The 23,473-nt window shown below is 39.6% G+C and carries 24 protein-coding genes; 13 read left to right on the top strand and 11 right to left on the bottom strand.

What is annotated here, in order from left to right:
• Position 1 precedes the first annotated feature (1 nt).
• The 4 genes from E0Y80_RS01150 to E0Y80_RS01135 form a co-directional block, all read right to left on the bottom strand.
• Entirely contained in the window at positions 2-1,537 is a 1,536-nt protein-coding gene (locus E0Y80_RS01150) for a beta-N-acetylhexosaminidase (protein ID WP_156305538.1), read from the bottom strand.
• A gap of 4 nt (positions 1,538-1,541) precedes the next feature.
• Positions 1,542-2,606: a substrate-binding domain-containing protein gene (locus E0Y80_RS01145; RefSeq protein WP_156305536.1), complete on the bottom strand. Its 1,065-nt coding sequence runs from the start codon at positions 2,604-2,606 to the stop codon at positions 1,542-1,544.
• Positions 2,603-3,790: an N-acetylglucosamine-6-phosphate deacetylase gene (gene nagA, locus E0Y80_RS01140; protein ID WP_156305534.1), complete on the bottom strand. Its 1,188-nt coding sequence runs from the start codon at positions 3,788-3,790 to the stop codon at positions 2,603-2,605. The genes E0Y80_RS01145 and nagA overlap by 4 nt, the downstream gene beginning before the upstream one ends.
• A 345-nt stretch (positions 3,791-4,135) precedes the next feature.
• On the bottom strand, positions 4,136-4,573 hold the full coding sequence (locus E0Y80_RS01135; protein WP_156305532.1) for an EthD family reductase: 438 nt from the start codon (positions 4,571-4,573) through the stop codon (positions 4,136-4,138).
• A 542-nt stretch (positions 4,574-5,115) separates the two neighbouring features.
• Between E0Y80_RS01135 and E0Y80_RS01130 the strand changes: the two genes are divergently transcribed.
• The 4 genes from E0Y80_RS01130 (at position 5,116) to E0Y80_RS01115 (ending at position 6,713) form a co-directional block, all read left to right on the top strand.
• On the top strand, positions 5,116-5,805 hold the full coding sequence (locus E0Y80_RS01130; RefSeq protein WP_156305530.1) for an SOS response-associated peptidase: 690 nt from the start codon (positions 5,116-5,118) through the stop codon (positions 5,803-5,805).
• The gene (locus E0Y80_RS01125; protein WP_156305529.1) at positions 5,806-6,051 is read left to right on the top strand and encodes a hypothetical protein; all 246 of its coding nucleotides are present in this window, start codon (positions 5,806-5,808) and stop codon (positions 6,049-6,051) included.
• 91 nt (positions 6,052-6,142) lie between these two features.
• Positions 6,143-6,439 carry a hypothetical protein gene (locus E0Y80_RS01120; RefSeq protein ID WP_156305527.1) on the top strand — a complete coding sequence of 99 codons (297 nt, stop codon included), beginning with the start codon at positions 6,143-6,145 and terminating at the stop codon, positions 6,437-6,439.
• A gap of 55 nt (positions 6,440-6,494) precedes the next feature.
• Positions 6,495-6,713 (top strand): hypothetical protein, encoded by a 219-nt coding sequence (locus E0Y80_RS01115; RefSeq protein WP_156305525.1) that lies wholly within the window; start codon positions 6,495-6,497, stop codon positions 6,711-6,713.
• Between the two features lie 389 nt (positions 6,714-7,102).
• Here E0Y80_RS01115 and E0Y80_RS01110 read toward each other — a convergent pair whose 3' ends face one another.
• The gene (locus E0Y80_RS01110; RefSeq protein WP_156305523.1) at positions 7,103-7,279 is read right to left on the bottom strand and encodes a hypothetical protein; all 177 of its coding nucleotides are present in this window, start codon (positions 7,277-7,279) and stop codon (positions 7,103-7,105) included.
• Positions 7,280-7,376: 97 nt separating this feature from the next.
• Here E0Y80_RS01110 and E0Y80_RS01105 point away from each other — a divergent pair, with 97 nt between their 5' ends.
• On the top strand, positions 7,377-7,634 hold the full coding sequence (locus tag E0Y80_RS01105; RefSeq protein WP_156305521.1) for a hypothetical protein: 258 nt from the start codon (positions 7,377-7,379) through the stop codon (positions 7,632-7,634).
• A 340-nt stretch (positions 7,635-7,974) separates the two neighbouring features.
• Here E0Y80_RS01105 and E0Y80_RS01100 read toward each other — a convergent pair whose 3' ends face one another.
• The 3 genes from E0Y80_RS01100 to E0Y80_RS01090 form a co-directional block, all read right to left on the bottom strand.
• Positions 7,975-8,166, bottom strand: a complete 192-nt coding sequence (locus E0Y80_RS01100; RefSeq protein WP_156305519.1) for a cold-shock protein — start codon at positions 8,164-8,166, stop codon at positions 7,975-7,977.
• Positions 8,167-8,438: 272 nt separating this feature from the next.
• Positions 8,439-9,500, bottom strand: coding sequence for a fatty acid desaturase family protein (locus tag E0Y80_RS01095; RefSeq protein ID WP_156305517.1), 1,062 nt, complete (start codon positions 9,498-9,500; stop codon positions 8,439-8,441).
• A gap of 415 nt (positions 9,501-9,915) precedes the next feature.
• Complete coding sequence (locus E0Y80_RS01090) at positions 9,916-10,152, bottom strand: hypothetical protein (RefSeq protein WP_156305515.1); 237 nt, start codon at positions 10,150-10,152, stop codon at positions 9,916-9,918.
• A gap of 1,321 nt (positions 10,153-11,473) precedes the next feature.
• Between E0Y80_RS01090 and E0Y80_RS01085 the strand changes: the two genes are divergently transcribed.
• Positions 11,474-12,286, top strand: coding sequence for a helix-turn-helix domain-containing protein (locus E0Y80_RS01085; protein WP_197091439.1), 813 nt, complete (start codon positions 11,474-11,476; stop codon positions 12,284-12,286).
• A gap of 332 nt (positions 12,287-12,618) precedes the next feature.
• On the opposite strand, the gene E0Y80_RS01080 is transcribed toward E0Y80_RS01085, so the two are convergent.
• A complete protein-coding gene (locus E0Y80_RS01080) occupies positions 12,619-12,831 on the bottom strand; it encodes a polysaccharide biosynthesis protein (protein ID WP_231595897.1) in 213 nt (70 codons plus the stop codon).
• On the opposite strand from E0Y80_RS01080, the gene E0Y80_RS20720 reads away from it, so the two are divergent.
• On the top strand, positions 12,784-12,966 hold the full coding sequence (locus E0Y80_RS20720) for a hypothetical protein (RefSeq protein ID WP_231595878.1): 183 nt from the start codon (positions 12,784-12,786) through the stop codon (positions 12,964-12,966). The genes E0Y80_RS01080 and E0Y80_RS20720 overlap by 48 nt on opposite strands.
• A 190-nt stretch (positions 12,967-13,156) precedes the next feature.
• Positions 13,157-13,465 (top strand): hypothetical protein, encoded by a 309-nt coding sequence (locus E0Y80_RS01075; RefSeq protein ID WP_156305511.1) that lies wholly within the window; start codon positions 13,157-13,159, stop codon positions 13,463-13,465.
• Positions 13,466-13,815: 350 nt separating this feature from the next.
• On the opposite strand, the gene E0Y80_RS01070 is transcribed toward E0Y80_RS01075, so the two are convergent.
• On the bottom strand, positions 13,816-15,741 hold the full coding sequence (locus tag E0Y80_RS01070; protein WP_156305510.1) for a polysaccharide biosynthesis protein: 1,926 nt from the start codon (positions 15,739-15,741) through the stop codon (positions 13,816-13,818).
• A gap of 1,136 nt (positions 15,742-16,877) precedes the next feature.
• Here E0Y80_RS01070 and E0Y80_RS01065 point away from each other — a divergent pair.
• Genes E0Y80_RS01065 through E0Y80_RS01045 form a run of 5 tightly spaced genes read left to right on the top strand, consistent with a single transcriptional unit; the run spans position 16,878 to position 22,285 of the window.
• Positions 16,878-19,247: a TonB-dependent siderophore receptor gene (locus E0Y80_RS01065; RefSeq protein ID WP_156305918.1), complete on the top strand. Its 2,370-nt coding sequence runs from the start codon at positions 16,878-16,880 to the stop codon at positions 19,245-19,247.
• A 2-nt stretch (positions 19,248-19,249) separates the two neighbouring features.
• On the top strand, positions 19,250-19,951 hold the full coding sequence (locus E0Y80_RS01060) for a hypothetical protein (RefSeq protein ID WP_156305508.1): 702 nt from the start codon (positions 19,250-19,252) through the stop codon (positions 19,949-19,951).
• 59 nt (positions 19,952-20,010) lie between these two features.
• Positions 20,011-20,355, top strand: a complete 345-nt coding sequence (locus E0Y80_RS01055; protein WP_156305506.1) for a DUF3325 family protein — start codon at positions 20,011-20,013, stop codon at positions 20,353-20,355.
• A 4-nt stretch (positions 20,356-20,359) separates the two neighbouring features.
• Positions 20,360-20,632: a hypothetical protein gene (locus E0Y80_RS01050; protein ID WP_156305504.1), complete on the top strand. Its 273-nt coding sequence runs from the start codon at positions 20,360-20,362 to the stop codon at positions 20,630-20,632.
• Positions 20,633-20,641: 9 nt separating this feature from the next.
• Complete coding sequence (locus E0Y80_RS01045) at positions 20,642-22,285, top strand: PepSY-associated TM helix domain-containing protein (protein WP_156305503.1); 1,644 nt, start codon at positions 20,642-20,644, stop codon at positions 22,283-22,285.
• A gap of 514 nt (positions 22,286-22,799) precedes the next feature.
• Here E0Y80_RS01045 and E0Y80_RS01040 read toward each other — a convergent pair.
• Positions 22,800-23,462 (bottom strand): 3-keto-disaccharide hydrolase, encoded by a 663-nt coding sequence (locus E0Y80_RS01040; protein WP_156305501.1) that lies wholly within the window; start codon positions 23,460-23,462, stop codon positions 22,800-22,802.
• Between the last annotated feature and the right edge of the window lie 11 nt (positions 23,463-23,473).

The following is a 23,473-nucleotide window of genomic DNA, read 5'->3' as shown; positions in this document are numbered from 1 at the left end:
TTTACTGCTTTGCTCGAGATAGTCTTTCGTACAGAAGATTGATTTTGCGATTACGTAATTCATTTTCATCCTCAATTTCGCGAGGATAAATGAAATCTTTGTTCAAAGCCGCAAATCGTGCATTGAGGTTATTATCCTTTAATTTTTTGAGTTCAGCGATGATTTCCTTTAATTGAGATTCATTGAATTCAGGTTGATTTAATTTCTGTTCGATCAGCATACAGCTCAGATACCGAGCTCTTATCTCGGCCATTAAAGGATAATGTGCAAACTCATTTTGATTTAGCTTCGGCTTAAGGTCATTCAACTCTTGGAGAACCCAATAGGCACTATCTTTAACAGACTTGATCTTTAAATCTGAAGAGCCAACTTCACCTTGGTTTATTTCATAGGGATTCGCTTGCAAAGCTTTCCAAAATCTTTTGGATTCTTCATTAGAAAATCCATACTGTTTTTTTGCATAGCCCAATACAAAATCATCTACATTTAATGGTTTTTGATTATTTACAGCATCGAAATAAGCAGATATTAAAATATTAAATCCTGATAATGGATACACCCTACGGACAGGGTAAAGTTCAACCAAATCTCTTGGTGACTCCCAAAGACTTGAATATAATCCTGAAGTTGACCAAGATGTAATAACCATACCTTTGTAGCCGAATCCCCGAGCAAGAGGAATAAATTCCCGAATATTTCTAAAATGCTTTTCCCATTGGGTGTTGTAGAAATTGTCAGGATGCGACCTCAACGACGGAGCCCCCCAGATTTCAAATCCAGACTCCAATAAATTGCTATGTTTCCCAAACATATTGATATCCCAACCATAATTCCAGTCCACAAACACCGTTTCCTGCGGCAAACCTTGTAGTGCATCTGGATATTTCATTGCTATATCTGCCCATAAAACTGGTTTTTTACCCAGTTCGACAACAAGTTCACATAATAGTTTGATATAATCTCCGTACAACCTCCCCTTTCCTAATTCTGCCACCTTTTTTTGTGACTCCTTGGAGTGTCCAAGCAAATAGGTCTCATCCCCTCCAATATGGATATAATCGGATTTATGGGTACTTATCATATCGCTGAACAAATCCTTAAATAAGGATCTGGCAAGATCTTCCTTCAGAGGGTTTATCTGAGAAAAATCTTTTTGGTCCTCTCTTAATTCTTTATATCGATAGTTTCTTAAAATGTATTCAACATGACCAAAACTTTGTTGCAAGGGAATCACGTCGATTCCCAACTCTTCACAGTAATTCACAAAATCAACCACTTCTTCTCTCGTATATGCATATTGGTTGGGAATTAGAGGATGGTTTTTAAAGGGATAGGTTCCCTCCCATTCCATAATCAGTGTATTCATACCCCCGTCTTTTAACTGCTCTGCAAATTTTTTCAAGGCAGGCATTTTCATCGCCTGTACCCTAAGATCCAAATGGAATCCCTTAACAATAAAATCTGCATTCTTCGTCTGTCCTGAAGTTTGGCATAGCAAAACAAAACTTGCAACAATAGTTAATAATAGGTTTTTCATGTTGTTAATTTTCGTAGTAGGAATAATTCTCTTTACATATAATATCAAGAGGCATAAAATTTATTTTTTGAGCTGTCAGATTAAGGACAATCTTATTAAACAAAGATTTGACAGCCATATATCCTTGCTCAATAGGTTTGTGACAAATCAGGAAATCAATAACTTCTTCTTTTAGATACTTCAAATTATCCGGCATATAATCAAAGCCAATTAATCGAACATCTTGAATCTGCCGATCTTGAAGGAAGCGGGCGACAGAAGAAACCCTGGAATTACTGACAAAGACCACCCGAGGTTTGAGTTCTTCAAATGCCGAATCAAGCTTTTTTGCAATTAAACTGAAATCGGTCCCCTCAATAAACAGTCGTGAGATTTTTTTCCCGAAATCATGCTCCTCCAGATAGGTCCTCAGCCCTTCTTCCTTTCTTAAGACATGGTGATCCTCTTCCATCTCTTTGGAAACATGGACAATCAACAACTGATCTCCTGGTTTACTAAGCATTTTTATTAAGCTCCCGGCCAGGTATCCACTTTGGAAGAGATCCGGCCCGTAATAAGCTACATTATTACAATCCTTTAGGTCCGAATTAATAAAGCTATATTGAATTTTGTTTTCATCGCAATATTCACAAATAGCAATTGACTCTTTCAAAAAGGTAGGTGCAAGGACCAAACCATCGGGTTGCATTTTTTTGATTTTTTCTATCTGCCTCAAAAAGCTGTGTCGGTCGTCTTGGTCATATAGCAGGATATCTAAATTAACTTGGTACTTTGCAAGTTCCTCTTGAGCCTGTTGAATTCCCTGCAGGGGAGCATCCCAATATGCAGATTCGTTCGAACTATGAGGTATCAATGCAATAATTAATGTAGTTTTTTTCTTCGACAGGGACCTACCTATTAAATTTGGAGAATAATGATATTCTTCTAAAACGGCCAAAACCTTTTCCTTAGTTTTTTTTGCCACTCCGGGCCGATTATGTAAAACACGATCAACTGTTCCAATAGAAACACTCGCTAACTTGGCAATTTCTTTTACACCTTGTAAACTTTTTCTCTCCTTTATACTCATTGACGTTTATATTTAATCTCACCCCCAACCACCGTCATCTCAACACACAAATCACTATTTAAGACGACAAGGTCAGCGTCCATTTCTTTAGCAATTGCCCCTTTTTGATTATTTATTTTCAATATCCTTGCAGGCGTAGCAGTTAACATTTTAACGGCGTCTACTAATGGTATTCCTACTAGTTCAATATAATTTCTCAACAAACGATCAGCCGTCGCCACACTTCCCGCAAAAGCCGATCTATCCAACAATTTAGCTACCCCATCTTCAACAATTACAGGCAGGCCATCCTCTTTACGCCCCAAAACACTCTGTCCTTCAGGCATTGCAGCTGCACGCATAGCATCCGTCACTAAGGCAATGCGATCAGGTCCCTTGATCTTATAAATCAACTGTAATAATGGAGCAGGAACATGTATTCCATCAGCAATTATCTCGACATCCATATCCTCTATTAAGTATCCTGACTCAATCACTCCGGCATAGCGTTTCGCGTTCTTGCGTGTAATTCCTGACATCGCTGAATAAAAATGGGTTGCCAAAGAAAAGCCATGTTCAAATCCCCTAACGACTTCTTCATAGATAGCATCTGTATGGGCTAATGAGACTAATTTTCCTTGACTAACCAGATAATCGGAAAAATCCAGCGCACCCGGAAGCTCTGGTGCAGCGCTCCAACGGATAATGTGAGGGGAATGTGACAGAAACTTTTTATATTCTTCTGGATCGGGATTACGAATATATTTTGGGTCCTGAGCTCCACGTTGTCCCATTGCTAAATAGGGTCCCTCTAAGTGGATCCCAAGAAATTCAGCCCCATCTGTATTTTTTTTATATGCATCTTGGTAACAATCCAAAACACGGTAGATACTATCAATATCTGCCGTTAGACTAGTTGGGCACATAGAGGTAGTTCCATATTTTACATGCGTATTAGCTACTCCAAGAAAAGCCTCAACTGTAGCATCCATAAAATCATAACCACCTCCACCGTGAATATGTAAATCAATAAATCCGGGGGATAAATAACACCCTTTAAGATCAATTTTCCGGGTATTCTCAGCGACATAAATTTCACCTTGCCCAAAATCCAAAATCTTCCTGCCTTCTATATAGACATAACCAGATTCGATCACTCGGTCAACACAAATTATCTTGGCATTATGGAAATATTTTTTTAGCATGAAAAGCTATAATTTTGGTTATTGTTAATATTGTTAACGATAACAAATATATACAACTATGATTTCAAACACAACATATTTATTATGTTCTATTAAAAATACAACAACAATAGCGGTGAAATTATAAGGTTTGATTAATTTGAAAACTTCATTTTTTTAATAGGAATTCCCATTGAATACAAGAAGATTACAGCCTGAGTATGTTCGAAAATCCTGATGGCTCAATAAATAAAGATTATTTAATCAAAATATTTATTGAAAAACTAAATAATTCAGAAATTTCTTTTTAATGATTCAATTATTTTGGACCAAGCCTGCCCTCCATTAGGCTTTTTACTTACCTCTTTATTTGCCAAATCTTTTTATAGTAAAAGTTTGAAGAACTGGGCTTACATTGGTATAATTAGGAATATCTTTTCCGAAAGAATCACCACTGGCATAGACACTATCAGCGAACTGTTTTATATCTTCAATATAAAAGCTTCCTGCAGCAACGTATGGTGCATTTGGATTTGAATCTGCACCACCATTATCAATTTCATAATCGTGCAGGTTGCTCCCTAATATTCTAACCATCATCGACATATGGTTATTGACATAATAATCCATATCAAATTTGGTACTGTCAGTCTTTGGATAATACACCACCACCTTATAAAGGCCTTTATTGTTTGCATTAGTACTGTCTGTTTTACTGTTTTCCGTATTACCAGCTTGATTAGTACAGCTAGAAACTGCAAGTCCTATAAAGGATAACGAAAAAATAATTTTCGCTTTGTTCATTGGTTTATGATTTTATTAATGTTAGCAAATCTAATACACAAGATTTTTAATAGAAATTAAAATTTGCTTTTTATGGATAAGTTTCTCTTGATGTTTAGGCACTACCTAAATTCCCTACCTTTACCATATGAACAAGAACGACAGCAAAAACATACTTCTGCTAATTGCTTTACTAATATTGATATTTATTCTAGGATTCAATTTTGGAAATAAACTAATGTCTATGTTTAAGTAGATGCTAACCCACCGATAGGCTTTTTCTATCCATCCCATTCCGCGGATCATATCGTCTGTATAATTTTTTAAACTGTATCGATCACTATTATTTTAGGCTCTGATAAAGGAACGGCTGTAATTCTATCCAAATAATCCCATACACTTTCAACCTTACCAGGTGTGTAAATTGGATCTTCATCATCAGCTATATTGACAGAAGTAAGAATGTTATAACTTTGCTCTTTTAAAATCAATTAAATACCTCTTCTGTTAGCGGAACAAATTCCATTTGCTTTTGTTATTTTGCATAACTAATATAAACGATTATGTGCTATCATGTAGGATCTCCGAGCAAAGCGGATTTAAAGGTTAAACTTCCTGAGAAACAAATTACCTACAATCAAGGTGAAATATTCCATGCTTCCGGATTTGCGCGTCCATTTCTTCCGGTTACCCTAAACAGTAATGCTGATGTTGTGGAAAATGCAAGATGGAAGCTATTACCATTCTGGATTAAAACAGAAGATGAAGCAAAGAAATATGCTAATACCTTAAATGCAGAAAGTGAAAGTATTTTTGAGAAGGCCAGCTACAAGTCATATATCGGTAAGAATCGCGGGCTACTTTATGTTACTGGATTTTATGAACCCCATAAAGTTATGGGAGTTAAGGAAACAGAGAATTACTTTATCTACACCCCATCTCATGAAATCATGACACTTGGAATCGTATTCAGCCAGTTCACAGACCTAGATACAGGCGAAACCTATCCTACTTTTTCAATCATCACAACACCAGCTAATCCGTTATTGGAAGAAATTCACAATGAGAAAAAGCGAATGCCTTTAATAATTCCTGAAGCGAACCGAGAAGCATGGCTATTTGCTGAAGGAAAAGATGAAATACAGTCCTTGATGGTCCCCTACAATGGTAACTTAGGCTCTCATGAAGTTTATAGAGTAACAGGATCAAGAGGTGAAGAAACTAATGTTAAATCAATTCAAGACCCTATTTAAATGAAAGAAATAATCGACAAAGTACTAAGTACAATCAAAGAGTGTGAGAACCCGATCAATTATACCCCAGAGTGCAACAAACGTGATGATATCCTCAGAGAGTTAGGCGCAACCTTAATGGGGAAATCCCGTGAAGAAGTGAAAGGTTATGCCAAGAATGAGGAAGAATCAGGTGAACTGAATTGGTTCTACACAAGGTTCATAGAGGATAAGTTGAATAGTGGAGCAAGTAATAGGTTGGATTAAAATAATACTCAAAACAATATAAAAAGTCTAATATATAAGGCAAATTAAGGTACATTTATATAACATTGGAGGGTTGACCAATCACTTAATAATGAGAAACAGATACATTTTTAACAGATTAGAACCGTTACTTGAAGAAATCTTTGACGTTTATGATATTAGCCATACGACAGCAGATGCAAGTGTCCACGTTGAGGAAGGTTGGCCAATAGGTACTGATGTCTATATCATTTGTGGATTTTTAAACACCGAATTGTATATACAGAGGATGTATATTGTTAAGGAGGCTATTGACCTAGTGATCAATCGTCAAATTGTAAAAATGATAGAGAAGATAAAAATTGATATTTCTGAGCGAAATAATATTAGGGTCACGAAAAAATCATAATTTTTAAAACATTCACGAACAATATCCGTTATGTAGTATCCAAATGAATCTCAATATGGGAAAATATTTATTAAAAAGACTAGACAAAGGATTTATTTCATGCATAGATAAAAGAACATTTCTGAAGTGCATTTATCTAGAGGGGTTATTAAATAAGACTGCAATATTTCATATTCCTGATAGAATATACTCATTAAAAGGCTCATTGGAAATCCTAAAAAAAGAAATGCTGGAATATTTAAAAGGCATTGACAATAAATCAATTGCATTCTGAAAAATCTTTTTGAATTTACTTCTTAATCTTAAATTATCCATTATATCCTTTCAGCTTCAATAAAATTTCCAGCTGAGTTCTATTGGCAATATCAATCCATCTTGAAGTCACAGCATATAAAGGGTTTACAATCTTAAATTCCTTAAAGTTATTTGTCTTTCCGTCAGAATGTACTACAGTTTGCCACTCCTTCTCAAATTCTTCAGGAGTATAGAATTTCTGATTTCGCTCATGGAAAATCCAACAACCATTTACCTTCGCAGTTTTAATGATTGAAACTACATCACTTGGCGTTAGCTTGTTCCTGTTTATCCATGCTGGCTGTGAAATGGCTCAAAATTGCTAACATTTTTAGCAAATACACTAAATAGATGGAGTAAAATAAAATCCTATTCTTTGCCTATGACTTCTTGGATATCTCCCAAAACAAGATTTAAAATTGTTGGATTATCTTTTAAAATCTTCTGTGCGTATTCTCTTGCTTCTTTTTTATTTCTAGTCCTAGCTATCCATACCGCATATCTACTTACGAATGCCCTTACGTCTAATATCGAATCTTCATCCATTTTGTTTATAGATATAACAATTCAGATTCAAAATGTTTCTAATTATTTAATAATATTTTATTCTGACACAAATATCTTAAATATTTGTTTATCACATATGAAAAAGATCCCAACAGAAACAATCCTTTCCACTGCAAAAGCAATACTTGACGAAAATATCGAAACAAACAGGAAAAGAATTACATTTCCTGTTACAATCAAGGGGCAGCCATATTATTCTCCAGATGGGGAAAATAAGGAGATTCAAGGTGAAATGTGGACCATGTACACTGTAGATGGTAAACAGTGGCTGATCAAAATTGAAGAGCAAGTTTATAATTTAGGAATATATCCGAAAGTTTATACAGGTGATTGAATTAAAGACTACCTTACCAAAGTTGACATCGTCTCATTCACGATGCTGACGACTTACTTTCTCAGTCAGTCAACACTCAATTATGTTCATGCATTTGAGTGGATTCCCTAAGACAGAAAGGGGAATGTTTTGTAAGTGAACCCTGCAGATCAACGCAGGGTTTTTTAAGAAATTGTTTATTGTTTATTATTAATTCTATTATTATTCCCTGGTCTAATCTGTTCGCGACATAGCAGATGGATCGGGGATTTTGTATTCAGACTCCCTCAAAAAAAATTATAAAATAAAAAATGGCTTTAACTAAAGTCAAAGCCACCTAACTATTAACAAATGGAGTATTTTAAGCTATACGAACATTCGTGGCGTTCAAACCTTTTTGTCCGCGCTCGACATCGTAAGTTACATTGTCGTTTTCCCTGATGTTGTCCCTAAGACCTGTTGAATGAACAAATAGATCTTGTCCACCGTCATTTGGAGTAATAAATCCAAATCCTTTGGTGTTGTTGAAAAATTTCACTTTTCCTTCTTGCATTGTGTTGTAAATTAATTTAAAAATTTTGTTGAGGCCATTAGCCAATCCTTTTGAAACCGTGGGTTTCAATAATCAAAATGTTCTCAAGAAAAGGATGCTTAGTATTGGAGCCTGAAGAAATTCAACCTCAAATATTTCATCAATTAGATGGAAACAGGTAAGCAACTGGATTTACGGGACTAAAAGAGATGGAAATAACCGATCGGATTCAGAAAGCGTAGGCAGGGCCTGATTATAATCAAAGGTAAAGAATTTTTATTAAAATACAAATTTTATTTTCTCATAGATTTAATAACGTTAAAATGAGAGTTAAATGCGCTCCAAAATGTCGGGTATTCATTGTAGGGAATAGAAAATTCACGACAGGTAGATTTAACGATCTTATTTAGTTCAGGATAGTGAATATGGCTAATTTTTGGAAAGAGATGATGTTCTACCTGAAAATTGAGACCTCCTAACAACCAAGTCAAAAATTTATTGCCAGTTGCAAAATTTGATGTTGACTGAAGCTGATGAACCATCCATTCGTCCTCAACTCTATAATCCTCAATGGTCTTGAATTCCGTAATTGAAACCACATGAGCTAATTGAAATACTGTAGCTAGGCAGATACCACAGACCGTACTTGTTATTAAAAGTCCAACAATTGTTGGAACAAATCCTACAAAGATAATTGGCACAATGATAAACAATAGAATATGAACCACTTTACTTACCCAAAAAATGACCTTTTCTTTAAATGGAATTGTAATCTTGGCGGAATGTTGGCTTAACTTACTTTTCAAGAACTTTTCGTAATCCTGATAAAAAATCCAGGCAAGGTAAGATATGGAATAAAGAATAATAAAATAAAAATGTTGAAACCGATGGTGTTTTTTGATAGGTTGGTCATGGTGAATGCGCATGAATTTTATTTCGATGTCATGATCCTCCCCATCAATATTTGTGTAGGTGTGATGAGCAATGTTATGCTTTAGTTTCCAGAGATAAATATTTCCTCCAAGAAGATTCAAAGAATATGACAGAATGGAATTCACGCGTTTATTGTCAGAAAAAGTGTTGTGTCCAGCATCATGCATTATATTAAATCCAATAGCAGCTAAGTTTACCCCTAAAATGGTACAGAGTAGTACGCTTATCGACCAATGAGGCTGGACAAAGACTAAGGTAATGTATAATATAAAGAGACTTGAAAGAAGAATTATGGCTTTTAAAGTTAATTTTCCATTGCCAGTCCTTTTAAAGTTGTTCTGAATAAAATAGTCGTTTATGTTAGACTTAAGTGTTTTGGAAAATGTAGTTTTTTCTTTAGAGAATTTTACTGTGGTACTCATACAATTGCACTATACTTATTAGCTTTTAAAAATTAAACTAAGCTCTAAAATATAGAATTTTTAATATATAGCAAAAACTAGTCACTCCTTATGGATAGAAATGTAAATTTTAGAAGTTAACTTATGAACAATTTTAAATAAGATTCCCTATCCTTAAGATAGACTTATCAAGTAATCTAAGTTTATCTACCAAGTCGTAATAATAACCACCGCCTAAACGGGTACGTCCAATATTTAATCCAGGATCGACACCTAAATTCAACCTATCGGTATAGAAACCACTTGCGTTTACATCTACTTTTACCTTATCCTGTTTAGGTTCTATTTTAACCCTTTTAACACCTTTTACAATTGCTCTTGTATCAGCTATCCAAAAATCAATATAATGTTTCTTGCATCCTAAATACCAGTCTTTTTAATAATGTTCAGCATAGTTTATCTCCGCATTGTACGAGAATTTAAATTTCTCTATGCTTAAGCTGTCATTCCCTTTGATAAATTCGATATAGGCGTACCTATCTATATAATAGACTCCCGTATCTGTTTTAAGTACCGGAAGACCCTTTGAAACAATTGAAGTATTGTACTGTCTACATTCCTTGAACTGTTTGCGCTCGACACCCAAAAGTTTGGTAAATCTTTGTGCTGTCATCTAATTCATAGAACGATTTGATAACATTTTCTTTGTCGCTAATGATGGCGTGTTCCATTCCGTTTCATCTATCTTCTTGGTGATTTTGGTCCCCTCTGCATTAACAGATTCTTTAGCTTCTTGAGGTAGTTAAACTTTAGTTTTGCTACTGTTAGGAAACCAAATAATCCTAATCAATAGGACAACATTTACCCCACATAAAAAAAATATTCCTACATTCTTTTTCATTTTACTACCTCTCTTTTTGAAGAATCCAAAGCCAAATCCCGATTTTCAATCTGAGCCTTTTTAAACAGGATTGATTTTGTAAAGTCATCCACTTGAACTTCAAATTTCTCAACTCTTTCCCTTAAATATTGTACCTGCTCCTGAAAGTCATCATTCCTACTAACTTCTTGAAAGAAAATCCTGTCAATTGCTATAGATAGGACTTACATCTTTTCAAAATAAAAGCTGTAAAAGCTGGAAAATACTATATTTTGGTGTAATTAAACACTTGGTACTTCTGCCCAAAAGAAATGGTCCCGGAATCGGGGTCTCCTGCCTTGACTCCAAAGCTGGATAGTAGCCTATCGTTGGGTTTCCAAACAGGTGGCTATTGGGAAATGGATTTATGAACAAGGACGCCAAAATACCCCTTGGTTATAGAAATTCACAGCATTTAGGGCCGGATGCCTAGAACTGAAAACCTAAACGTGAAGGCTTTTAAACAGTCAGCGTAAACATCTGGATCTCACTATGGACAATTCTTAGCGCCGCATCCCTTTGGGACCCTTCCAACTTCTGTACCATCCATAGAAGAAGTTTGACTCTAGATATCCTTTCCCCTAGCATGGTGATGTTCTCGGGGCGAACCGTTCGTGAACAAAGGCTCACCAGAACCCTTAAGAGGTCGTTCATCCTACACAGCATGATCTGATCGGGTTGGGACTTCGTCGTTTCCAGGTATTCCTGCCTTTCTAACTCGTAGATCAGGTCCATGGTCAACATCTGTAACTGTGTCGAAATTATGTCAAACTCACCTTTATTCATCCATGCCAATTTATTAATGCCGTTCATCTTCTTTCTTTATGATATGGCCAACTCAATAGGAAAGTAGCCAAAAGAGACCACAAATCCATCCTACTTTCTTGAATAGGTACTCATTTTTCCCGATTCCGTACCAAATTATACAACATGGGGTTTTATCCCGATTATCACCCAAATTATATCAAAGAGGTCTGTTCAATGGATGGAGCTTACGGACATTTTAAACAAAACGGCATTATGGTCAGTAAAAATTGGTAAAATTTTTGTTACCAGTTTTATCTTTATTAATCCTATGTTCGAAAATAAAAAATACCTTCTGTTAAATGGAAAGGAGCTCCTGGATGCTAAGGAATCAATACCGAAAATCCTAAGATCATTCGACGTGCTGACCGTTACCACAATCGCTGAGATTCCTGGCCAAAGCGTTATCCTGGATTCGACCGTTCGCCAGCCTCCCTTTCTTGTCACGAACCAGATATGTCCCAATGCAGAATACCTTTTCTTTGACCTCTCCCTTCTTGGCGATCAGATTGTAGTGGAGGTCTTCAATGACAGGAATACTGACCTCTTCCATATAGCCCTTGGCAGCAAGGACCTGGAGCACGTAAGGCTGATGAACGACATGATTCGGACCTATCAGAAATCGGACGATCGCCTGATGGGGGAAAAAATTGTCTCGAGCATCCTTGTCAATAATATCCTTCATCTTAAAAATGCCTTTGAAAACACTATTGGGACAGCCCCTGACCTTATTAATGAAAGGGCTCCCGGGAGCTACCGAGAAACCGTAGAACTTTTTAAGGGAATGATCGTTGAGAACGTAAGGAAACACAGAAGTATAAATTATTATTCAGAGCTGCTTAGCGTTTCCTCCAGGACGCTCTCCACCATCACCCGTACGGTTCTCGACAAATCTCCCAAGCAGATAATCGATGAATATATGATGGAGCTAAGCAAGAAGCTGCTGGAAGAGAAGAAGCTCTCGGTAAAGCAGATAGCATATGAGCTTGGATACCGTTCTCCGAACAACTTTAACATGTTCTTTAAAAAGCACCTCGATATCTCTCCGGGCGAGTACCAAAAAAAACATTCCCGGTTGGGTTAGATTGAACAGGAGTGGACCAAGGTGCCGCCTTGGCCATATCCTACCGCGCCTGCAAGGCCTGAAAGGACCGGGTAGAATCTCGTTTTGTAAAAAGCCCTGCGGTTACAGATCGGCTTATATTAAGTGCAACATCATTTACTCAATGCACCTGTGCATTAAAGAGACGGATAATGGTTAATTGAATGACCTATTTTCCAAAATCGACTGAAGGTTTCCTAAAATGAGATCAAGGGCAATGATCCGTAGGTTAAGGGTCAAACCCAAAGTAAATAAAATTCGATTATCGGATTTAAGTGAAGTCAGTGTTCGTACTCCAAAGCCTCCGTTATTTCCTAAGCTTTAATGTATATATCCTGCGGCCTGCTTGTCCAGGGTTTCATAAATAGAGTATTGAAAAATATAGTATCAAAGACATATATCTCACTTTCCCGCCCCACAACGATAGCCACCTGGTCCAATTGACTTGCCAGCGGTATCGTCATAAAATATCTCGTGATATGGGTCAGCGTAAAATGTCCGCCATGCTTCAACTGAGGTTCGGACAGGGGTATAATCGAACTGTTAGAACCTGGAACATCCCTATATCGTATTACGATAAAATTGGACCTGTTCTACTCCGTACTAGTATCTGTACGGCCTGCCTCCTGAAAGAGAATGATCTGATGCAGGAAATAACATGAATATCCCTATTCACTGTAAGAATATAGGGATTCTGTACCATCCCGTGGTTCCACGGGTAATTTTGTCACGATTTTTGATAAGGGTAGCATAACATTCGGGACGGAATATTTCCTGTCTCAGGGCTTTTATGATCTACCTTTTATTACCGTATGCCAATGTTGCAAAGGCAGATAAAAACCATTTTCATCAATGAGTGAGCAGGGATACATAGTCTTTTATTTTCTGGTCTCCGGATTCGGTGTCGTTTCTATATATTATCTTGCACGGATGTTCATGGCGATCTCCAAGGAAAGTACCATTGTCCGTTACCTCCGGTTTTCAAGGGAACAGAGAGACAAATTCATCACCATATTTTTTTTCTCCTTCGTTTTGAGCATGATATGGCTGCTCTTCATAGAAAAATATTTCTTTCACAGCTTGGGACTTAGAGAATACGTGTTGATGCTTGCTTTTCCAGTGATATCCGCTTACATCCACAAGATACTTGACCGTCCCTAAATCCGCTTCCGGTAGCAGCTCAAACCGCCCTCACAAGTCTCGGGCATGGATCTGTCCCCCTCAGTTCCCTATTTGTTCAGGATTTTTCCCCTTAGCAAAAATAATTTTCCTATCACTGCCACTAACAACGTATATTCACCTCATTAAACCAGCAGGAACTAAAAAGAAAAAACTGAGATTCAACTATATCGACAGCAATCCCGCAGGTTACTCCATGGTCAAAAGAGGAAAGAGTTCCGTGGTCTGGGACAGCCATGGCATGGTTTCGCCAACTTAAAATTCTGCTAATGTTAAATGAAAGTCACCAACCATGATCTATAGCCTCAGATAATTCCAAAGCCTTAATGTATCTATCCTACAGCCTGCTTGTCCAGGGTCTCATAAATAGAGTTTTGGGAAATATATTCCGGAACGATCGCCTTGAGGAGGTCCACCAAAAGCATAGGACTGTGATCGGCCGACTGGTCTGTAACCTGCCCACAGAGATGGCCGATCCTTTCACTATTTAACTGCAGGTCTTCTGTCCTGACCCTAGCTATCATAATCTTCTCATGATGGGTCCTGGTCGTGCTTTCGTCGTCCGCAAGCAATTCTTCAAAGATTTTCTCCCCAGGCCTTAGTCCGGTTACTTCTATACCGATATCCTGCGGGTACCGATAGCCTTTCAATCGGATCATGCGGATTGCCAGATCCATTATCTTTACGGGCTGGCCCATATCAAAGACATATATCTCACCGCCCTGCCCCATAACAGCAGCTTCCTGTACCAGCTGACAGGCCTCCGGAATCGTCATAAAATACCTCGTGATATCTTCATGGGTCACCGTTAGGGGACCTCCGCGCTTCAACTGACGTTCGAACAGCGGTATAACCGAACCGTTTGAACCAAGAACATTCCCAAATCGTGTAACGATAAAATTGGTCCTGCTCCTGCTGTTTAACGCCGATACATAAATCTCTGCCGTACGTTTAGTCGCCCCCATCACATTTGTGGGATTTACCGCCTTGTCGGTAGAGACCATAACAAATTTCTCTACGCCGTACTTGTCAGCCATATCGGCCAGGTTCTTCGACCCCCAGACATTGGTAAGGATCGATTCGTAGGGGTTCTGTTCCATAAGTGGAACATGCTTATAGGCCGCAGCATGAAAGACGATATGTGGTCGATAGTGCTCGAATACCGAATCCATGAACTGACGATCACGAACGTTGCCTACCATAAACAGGGTGTCCTTATGGCTGTTTCCCTTTAACTCCTGCTGGATATCATATAAAGCGGATTCTGCCTGATCGATTACGATCAATTTATCAAAATCCGTAAAACTTATCTGCCTTACCAATTCCGAGCCAATGGATCCTGCCCCACCGGTCACCAGGATCACCTTATCCCGCATCATCTCGTGGATGACCGGATTCTCGAGCTTTATTGCCTCCCTACCCAATAGGTCGTCGATCTTTAATGTCCTCAACTGCCGAGTGGCAACCTTGCCGCTCATTAATTTAGCCGAGGTCGGCATAATCTTCAACTTTACGGGCAAGGGCTCGATCTGTGAGGAGATCTTAGAGAGACGATCCTTATTGTTATCATCCAGTGCAATAATGATAGTGTCGACCTTAAGCTCCCGGACGAAATGCTCGTTAAGGCGATTCATATCAATGATCTTATAGCCATTGATCAGCTTTCCGATACGGTTATGGTTGTCGTCGGCAAAAGCCACGACCTTGACCTTTTTGCGCGTATCGTTACGTAATAGATTAAGCGTGGTCATGCCCATATTCCCCGCTCCAAAGATCAGCACGTTCTCGATCTCACGTCCACCAAAAAAGAAGCTCTCATACACCGTGCGGTAGGAAACCCTTGCCGCAACCAAGCATACTGTAGTAAAGAACGCATGGGTAAATAACACGGCATACGAAGGTCTTAGGAATGCACTGATCTCGGCCTCGCGGTCATAGGCCGTCCTTGTAATGGTCGAAACGACCATCAGTACCAACCATGCCACGAATACCGCCTTGAATATCCCCCAGGCATCACGGAATCCCGTCTGCCTGACGATACCTCGGTATGTCCTAAAATATAGGAAGGAAAGATAGTATACAGATGCAATGAGTATCGACTTCTTGACCATCAGTTCAACTGCGAACCTGCCTTTGAAACTGTTGATCACAAAGTTGGAAAAGTAATAACAAAACAGCACAATCGCCATGTCAATCAACAAGATAACCCATCTAGGGCTGTCCTTCTTAAAATACCTTCTCAATCCTATAATATCCATTAACTATTACTATTTTTCTTAAAAAATATGAACAAAAGCCTTCAGGGGAGACCTGGGCTCGTCCAATAAAACCATCAACTGCAAAGTTAATGCCATCTTGACCCTTCTATTGATCTGCTGAATTTCCTATGATGCGGCCAGGTCCAATTCGCAACTGATTTTTTTTCTCAGTTTACGGAACTTTTGCCAAAGTTAATATTTCTCCGAACAACGCACAATCCAACCAGCTTATTTAATGGAAAATTAACAACTAAATCTTTTACCATTTAAAATTCCAATAAAGAATCATCCCTTGAGATAAAAATTTCATTAGTCAGCATAATAGTGTTTTTATGCACGGGAAAAGATCAGTGCCGGAATCTTTACCTTTTCCAGCAGGGGATTCAGGAGAGAAACTCATTCGGTGCACGATTTACTTCGAACTATCTGGACCTCCACCTACTTGTAACATTGATAAACTTAAAGTTCCTTTATAAAGGGAGGCTTCCCCTATCGTAATGTAATAATCCATACTTCCCCATTAGATTTTATGCTTTCAAAATAGCGTTCCTAACACAAAACTTATTTTTTTGGATAATAATAATGGACATCATCGGATAAATTGATCGATCAGCCTCAATGATTAGCCTATCGGCCCCGATTGAAGGTCCGTTTTGCAGGTGCATTTTTTTGGTGAAGCTTTGGCTGTTGTAGCTATTTACCTAAGGGTCCCGGTAAATTAATGTATAAAATTTGTTGCAAACAAATAATTTCATTCTATATTTGTACTTGTTTTTAATCAGTCTAAATAAAACTAACTGCTTTACTGACCTTCATCGACCGGTAGATTAAAGGACATTAGATCAAAGATTATTGGACAAAAAAAGAGCGTCATGCAAAGACTGCTATCTGAGCATGACGCAAAATCTAATATCAGCTGTAACTGGTATTAGTTGACCTGGCCCTGAGGCTAGATCACCTTATGCACACTGTAAGTATGAAAGGACCTGCAAGATATGAAATTTTGGGTATTTCAGCCCTGCTATTGTCTTGAAATTCTTTCATGAACAGTTAATGAATTAATACATTAACATTTTATGAAGTACAGAAACTTATCCATCGGAGCTGGGGATCTCCATTTTGCCAGTAGACTCAATATGGTCCTGGCACTCGTGTTCAGCCTTTTGTCCACGGCAGCCTTTGCCCAGACAGGAGTAATCAGGGGAACTATCCTTACCAAGAACAATAGGCCGGCTAAGAACGTCGTCGTCAAGCTCAATGGAAGTCAGGAGAAAGAAGTTGACTCTTTGGGCCGTTATGAATTCCAAGCGCTGGCCGCCAAATCATATGAAATCAGGGCAAAGCACATCAGCTTTGCTTCCCAGGTAACCACCATCAACCTGAAAGAAGGTGAGACCCGCATTTTGGATTTTATCCTTCAGGAGGATAAGAACACCATTCAGGAGGTCCTGGTGAGCGCGAAAAAACCAATTGTTGAACATCAGCTCTCCAATTCCCTACGGGTTCAGGTGCCGATCCTGGAATTGTCCCAAAATGTCCAAACCATCAATTCAGAGGCCATCGCCAAACAGCAGGCCTTCAATCTTTCAGATGGGATCTACAGGAATATAAGCGGTGTGAGCAGGCAAACGCATTGGAATGACATGTACGTCAACATTCATATGCGGGGATCCCAAATCCAGGCTTTCAGGAACGGTATGAACATTGTCTCATCCTATTGGAGTCCATTATCCGAGGATATGGCAACGGTAGAAAAGATCGAATTCGTGAAAGGACCTGCCGGATTTATGATGTCCAGCGGAGACCCGGCGGGCATATACAACGTTGTTACAAAAAAGCCCTCCGGTACGGAACATGCCGAGGTAACCATGAGCCTGGGAAGCTTTGAGAATTACCGGAGCACATTGGACCTGGACGGCAAACTATCCCAGGACGAAAAGCTGTTATATCGACTGAACATTGCAGGTTCTTCCAAAGCGTCCTTTAGGGCAAATGAGGACAACAAGAGATTGGTGATTGCCCCTGTTCTATCCTATCGGCTTAATACCAAGACACTAGCTACCTTCGAGTACACTTATCAGAAAGCCAGGATGACTGATGTAGGTTCGGCCTACGTGATGTCGCCGGAGGGTTTTGGGAGCCTGCCAAGAGAGACCACTTTTACCCAAAAGGGAACCGAGCCGTTCAATGTGGATGAGCATTCGACTTTTCTGACCGTGGAGCACCAATTAAGTTCTGCATGGAAATTGACAGCACAGGGTTCTTTTTTCAGCTATAACCAGACCGGGGCGAGCAGTTGGCCACAGGATATCTTTCCCGATGGGAAAGTAATTCGCAAATCAGATATCTGGGATGCAAAAAGCACCATGGTTCTGGCCCAGGCATTTTTAAATGGAAACTTCCGAACCAGCGCCATAGAGCATCATATTTTGGCCGGCATAGATTTAGGGAGCAAGGACTATATAGCCGATTGGAACCAAAGCATCGTTTTGGACAGCCTGAATGGTGGACAGTTCGATCCAAAGAATCCGGTTTATGGCTTTGATTTCGGACCACAGTCCTTCGACCGCAGTCTGTCCCTACAGGAAAGGGCCGCACGGGGCGGAGGTAGCATGAACACAAAATATAGTTCGCTGTATGTCCAGGATCAGATGGGATTCTTCGACAACTCATTACGGTTGACCCTAGCGGCACGCTATACTTCCATGGCTGTAGGAACATGGGGAGGCACTCCGGTCAAAAATGAAAAAATCACTCCCAGGATAGGCCTATCCTATTCGATCGACAAAAACACTGCAGTTTACGGGTTATTGGACCAAAGCTTCCTACCGCAGCAGGGAATTTTATTCGACGGCTCGAAGGTCAAGCCTATAACGGGGAACAACTACGAGCTGGGGATAAAGCGTGAATGGTTCGGGGGAAAATGGAACAGTACGCTTGCCCTGTATCAGATCACAAAAAATAATGAGATAACATCTTATGGCCCCGACCCTAAAATGTCTGTTGAAGTTGGCCAGAAAAGGATCAGGGGCATTGAATTCGATATCCGAGGAGAGATCACAAAAGGATTGAACCTGATTGCGAATTATGCCTATACCGACGGAAAGGTTAGCAAGGTGAATGAAGGGGCGGACCAATTCTTCGTTGGTCAGGTGCTCGATGGTGCGGATAAGCACATTGCCAATCTATGGCTGGATTATGAAATTATCCATGGCAGGGCAAGGGGACTGGCCTTTCAGCTGGGAGGATACTCCAATATGGATCGTGCGACCGAATATTATTCCCAAGAATTCAAGGACAGAAATATCGAGGATTATTTCAGATTGGATGCCGGAATGGGATACCGAACGGAAAAGTTCAGCATAAACCTGAATGTCCAGAACCTCTTGGACAAGTACCTTATCGACGGCGGCAGCTATTATACGGATTATTTCACTACACCGGTATACTCCTGGCAGGCAGGTGCGCCTAGAAATTATAGACTATCATTCTCATATAAATTTTAATCATGAAAACTAAATTCTTACTAACATTCATCATCAGCCTTTTAACTGCGCATCTTGGCCATGCCCATGCACTTTGGATCGAAACGCCATCGGAAGGACAGCTAAACAAAAGGCACACCGTACATGTTTACTACGGTGAATATGCCGAACAGTCAACCGATCCTATAGATAAATGGTATTCAGATGTCAGAGATTTTGAGCTATACCTCATAAACCCAAATGGAGAGAGGACCAAGCTGGACAAGGAGGCAGATTCGGATCATTTTAGCTCATCATTTATCCCCACTGAAAATGGAACGTATACGCTTTCGATCGTTCATGGGGCAAAAGAGGCCTATGAAACCATGCGTTTTGAATTCTCCTCCATTGCATTTGTAAAGGTAGGGGGAAATCCATTGATTGATATCAAACAGGGATTCCATCTAAAACCCTTGGGAGATACCCAAGAATCGGGTGCTGAGATCGACCTGGCCGTACTTGATCATGCTGTCCCTCAGACCGGCTCCGAGGTGATCGTCATTGGCCCCGACGGCTGGACAAAAACGATGAAAAGCGATTCAGACGGGAAGGTCGTTTTCAAGCCCCTTGTTCCGGGAAAATATGTAATCGAAGCATCCAGGACCGACGATAAGAAAGAAGACTGGCACGGTCAGAAAATCGAGAAAATCTGGCGAGGCTCTACTTTGGCTATTCAGGTAAAATAGGTAATCCATCCCTGCACGTCGGCATATTTGGATGTGCGGGGATCTGATTTATATACATCATGATCAGTATAATTCTTTCCCTTGTATTGGCAGGCAGCTATTTGATCTACTGCAGCAGTAAAAAGATGAAAGCAGTCCACAATGCCGGGGATACATTCTTAAAGGCAATACCTGTGGAATATCTTAAACCCATAGGTATGATTATCCTCCTGATTTCCGCGACCCTTACCATGAAGGAACAGGGAGTGGAAGCCGGAGCATTTGCTTTCATTGTCTATTTGATGGGATCCTTCAGCCTAGTGAACCTATTATTACCGTATAAGGAACTGAAATGGTTCCATTTACTGGCTCTCTTTATGGTGGCCATTGGTATTGAACTTTTATCCGGAAACCTAAAACTATAAGTATATGCCTGCCAATAAAAAATATTTGAGCTCACCGGGACAAAGGTTTTTGAAGATTACTTCCGGCTTCATAGGGGGATACATATTAATGGTTGCCTTCCATAATTTCATGGCCCTGTTTTTTGAGCGAAAAAATGTGGTTATAACTGCGGGGTTTACGGGCTATTTGCTTTGGGCATGTCTACTTCTAATAGCTTTTCTGGGTAAGAATGGATGGTTTGTCTGGGCAGTCTACCTAGTTCTGGCCTTTTTATTCTCCATCCCCTATCTCTTCTAATACAGATCGATGAATATCAGGAACTATAACATCTATTTCAACACACATACGATCAGTGGAATAATAATCTGCTGTTTTCTATATGTGATTTTCTTTGCGGGATCATTTTCCTTTTTCAGGAATGATATTGCCGCATGGCAGCAAGGCGAATCGATATCCGCATACGGGAGCCATACCGGAAATTACGACTACCTACTCGACTCTCTGGGCAGGAAAACAAACCTGAAGGGCAGGGATATAACCTTCTCGCTATATCAGGATGGCGCAAGATCATATATGAGCTATACGGATTCCAAGGACAGTATTGTAAATGAATCTAATTTGGCCGCCCTAAACTCGGGAATTGAGGATGAGAGTAAACGTTCCACGAGCGATGCCAGTTATTTTGGATATAATTTTATAAATAAAAAATCGGGCACCTACAGCGAAAATTATGACCTGGCGGAATTCCTATATCGACTGCATTTTTTGGCCCAGCTCAATGAAGTTCCCATCAACATCGGCATAGGGCCTTTTGGATATGTCGTTGCCGGACTCACATCGTTCCTCTTTCTGTTCGCCCTGCTCACGGGAATTCTGCTGCATTGGGATAAGATTGTCTCTAATTTTTTTATTTACCGGCCCTTTGGCAAATGGAAGACCGTTTGGACCGACATGCACACCGCATTGGGGGTTGTTGGATTTCCTTTCCAGCTGGTCTATGCCATAACAGGCGTATTTCTGATCTTAAACTCCGTATTGGCCATACCCTTCGAAAAAATATTGTACAGGGGGGACAGTGCCAAGATGTACACAGAACTGGCCTATAACCACAGTAACAATTTAGAATACTCGTATAGGGAGCTACAATCTATTCCCAGGATTGGAGAGTACGTTGAACAGGTTGGGAAAAAGTGGCCGGATAGCAAATTAACCAGAATAACGGTACGTAATTATGGAGATGAAAACATGCAAATAATACTGGAGGGCCGGCCTATTTATTCAAAATACCTTCCAGGATATGGCATTTATAATGTTCGGGCAAAGGATCGGAGGATCATTGAGGAGAAATCTCCTATGGAAGATGCCACGTTCGTAGACCATGTGAAGAGTTTATTGTATCGTCTTCATTTTGGAGATTATGCAGGTTATCCCTTGAAATTTATATCATTTATCCTGGGGATGATGGGCTGTTTGGTCATTTCATCAGGAATCATGATCTGGTTAGTGGCCAGGGATAAAAACGCGATAAAACCCATAAAAAGGAAATTCAATTTTTGGTTAGCCAATGTATATTTGGCAATTTGCCTAAGCATGTTTCCCACCACTGCCATCACTTTTATTGCGGTAAAATTCGGCCAAAACGTTCAACAGGCATTCATTTACCGAGTTTATTTTTGGACATGGCTAGTCTTTAGTCTCTATTATATCATTCGAAAAAATCTGAACAGGACTAATAGGGAAACCTTGTTTTTGGGAAGTGTGCTAAGTATCTGTGTACCGATAGCCAACGGTCTGAAATCCGGGAACTGGATCTGGAAAAGTTTTATAGCAAGTAAAATAGACCTATTCGTTGTAGATTCTCTTTGGTTAGTGATCGGCGCATTGGGTCTGGTTATCTATAGCAAATCCGCCAAGTATTTCAACGGTCTGAAACTAAAGAAAAATCATTAGGGCAGGGTCTAGTAAAAAAAATATCTTTGATCAAGAGTATATCGGAAAATGGGTAAATGTTTTCTGGCCAATATGTCGGCTTTTCCGCTTCGATATTTTCCAACTGTGATATTAATAATCTGCAGGCTGAGAACAAGGGGTCTGATTGAAGAACCTATTTAGATAATTGATGGGATGAATTGATTAGCTATCCAGAATAATGCGGATTACGGGTATTCCATTGAAGGTGGTTTATTGTCATTTCGCAGGGATAGCGAAGTACCGCGTTTTCCGATAACAGAATTTAAGAGAGATCAAACCTGCTACTAACAGCAATTAAACCCAATTCTAAAAAATTTGCCGTTCCTGGAATTGGGAAATCTATGGGAAGCAGGATTGTTTGTGAATTTATGCAGGTCCATCTTGCTATGGTAACACGCTGGGATAGAAGAACACAGTGATTGAGATGTACATATTTCCGTAAAAAAGTGACAGCTCCGACCCATTAGTCAGACTCGAAGCTGTCGGAAGTCACCTACTTTAATGGTTTTATACGAATATTCCTAAACTTAACCTCAGAACCGTGCCCCAAGAAAGCAATATGCCCTGTTTTGTTCAGAACGGCTTTCATGTAGCTGCCTTCGGGCTTGTCCTTTAAAGCTGCCTTTAGATTGGCCTTCAGGATCACGGTACCGTTAACCTTAACCGTAATATCGTCCCCCTTGGCGATAACCTCCTGTACATTCCATTCACCCGGTTCCTTCAGATAACCCCTTTTGGCCGCAGCAATTCCGTACACTGAACCGTGATACTGATATTCCTTCAAGTCCTTATACTGCGGATCTTCGTTGTCCAGGATCTGCAACTCCATTCCCGAATAACCCTTATCGTTAGGCACAATATCATGACGGATTCCCAATCCGTTATTTGCTCCCGGGGTGAGCAGGAAATCGAATCGAAGGACAAAATCGCCAAAGGTCTGCTTGGAATACAAATTTCCTCCCATCTCCTGGGTTGGCTTCATCACAATGCAACTGTCCTGCAGTACATATTCCTGCGTATTTCCTTGCCAAGCATCCATATTCGACCCGTCGAATAGCGTAATAAAGCCTTTCTCCGACTTCTGCTGCGCGTAAATCCCCTGCATACCCACGCAGAAGAGCATACCTATAAATAAGACTCCGTATTTTATATTCATTCTGGTTAATT

The organism is Sphingobacterium endophyticum, from assembly GCF_009733535.1.
In the GTDB taxonomy this organism is placed as follows: domain Bacteria; phylum Bacteroidota; class Bacteroidia; order Sphingobacteriales; family Sphingobacteriaceae; genus Sphingobacterium; species Sphingobacterium endophyticum.
The sequence above is the reverse complement of the archived record's forward strand: the minus strand, read 5'-3'. Positions and strand labels throughout refer to the sequence as shown.

Bases quoted from the DNA above. Each gene is read 5' to 3' on its own strand.
- E0Y80_RS01150 (WP_156305538.1), bottom strand. From the start codon at position 1,537: ATGAAAAACCTATTATTAACTATTGTTGCAAGTTTTGTTTTGCTATGC.
- E0Y80_RS01145 (WP_156305536.1), bottom strand. From the start codon at position 2,606: ATGAGTATAAAGGAGAGAAAAAGTTTACAAGGTGTAAAAGAAATTGCC.
- nagA (WP_156305534.1), bottom strand. From the start codon at position 3,790: ATGCTAAAAAAATATTTCCATAATGCCAAGATAATTTGTGTTGACCGA.
- E0Y80_RS01135 (WP_156305532.1), bottom strand. From the start codon at position 4,573: ATGAACAAAGCGAAAATTATTTTTTCGTTATCCTTTATAGGACTTGCA.
- E0Y80_RS01130 (WP_156305530.1), top strand. From the start codon at position 5,116: ATGTGCTATCATGTAGGATCTCCGAGCAAAGCGGATTTAAAGGTTAAA.
- E0Y80_RS01125 (WP_156305529.1), top strand. From the start codon at position 5,806: ATGAAAGAAATAATCGACAAAGTACTAAGTACAATCAAAGAGTGTGAG.
- E0Y80_RS01120 (WP_156305527.1), top strand. From the start codon at position 6,143: ATGAGAAACAGATACATTTTTAACAGATTAGAACCGTTACTTGAAGAA.
- E0Y80_RS01115 (WP_156305525.1), top strand. From the start codon at position 6,495: ATGGGAAAATATTTATTAAAAAGACTAGACAAAGGATTTATTTCATGC.
- E0Y80_RS01110 (WP_156305523.1), bottom strand. From the start codon at position 7,279: ATGGATGAAGATTCGATATTAGACGTAAGGGCATTCGTAAGTAGATAT.
- E0Y80_RS01105 (WP_156305521.1), top strand. From the start codon at position 7,377: ATGAAAAAGATCCCAACAGAAACAATCCTTTCCACTGCAAAAGCAATA.
- E0Y80_RS01100 (WP_156305519.1), bottom strand. From the start codon at position 8,166: ATGCAAGAAGGAAAAGTGAAATTTTTCAACAACACCAAAGGATTTGGA.
- E0Y80_RS01095 (WP_156305517.1), bottom strand. From the start codon at position 9,500: ATGAGTACCACAGTAAAATTCTCTAAAGAAAAAACTACATTTTCCAAA.
- E0Y80_RS01090 (WP_156305515.1), bottom strand. From the start codon at position 10,152: ATGACAGCACAAAGATTTACCAAACTTTTGGGTGTCGAGCGCAAACAG.
- E0Y80_RS01085 (WP_197091439.1), top strand. From the start codon at position 11,474: ATGTTCGAAAATAAAAAATACCTTCTGTTAAATGGAAAGGAGCTCCTG.
- E0Y80_RS20720 (WP_231595878.1), top strand. From the start codon at position 12,784: ATGGGTCAGCGTAAAATGTCCGCCATGCTTCAACTGAGGTTCGGACAG.
- E0Y80_RS01075 (WP_156305511.1), top strand. From the start codon at position 13,157: ATGAGTGAGCAGGGATACATAGTCTTTTATTTTCTGGTCTCCGGATTC.
- E0Y80_RS01070 (WP_156305510.1), bottom strand. From the start codon at position 15,741: ATGGATATTATAGGATTGAGAAGGTATTTTAAGAAGGACAGCCCTAGA.
- E0Y80_RS01065 (WP_156305918.1), top strand. From the start codon at position 16,878: ATGGTCCTGGCACTCGTGTTCAGCCTTTTGTCCACGGCAGCCTTTGCC.
- E0Y80_RS01060 (WP_156305508.1), top strand. From the start codon at position 19,250: ATGAAAACTAAATTCTTACTAACATTCATCATCAGCCTTTTAACTGCG.
- E0Y80_RS01055 (WP_156305506.1), top strand. From the start codon at position 20,011: ATGATCAGTATAATTCTTTCCCTTGTATTGGCAGGCAGCTATTTGATC.
- E0Y80_RS01050 (WP_156305504.1), top strand. From the start codon at position 20,360: ATGCCTGCCAATAAAAAATATTTGAGCTCACCGGGACAAAGGTTTTTG.
- E0Y80_RS01045 (WP_156305503.1), top strand. From the start codon at position 20,642: ATGAATATCAGGAACTATAACATCTATTTCAACACACATACGATCAGT.
- E0Y80_RS01040 (WP_156305501.1), bottom strand. From the start codon at position 23,462: ATGAATATAAAATACGGAGTCTTATTTATAGGTATGCTCTTCTGCGTG.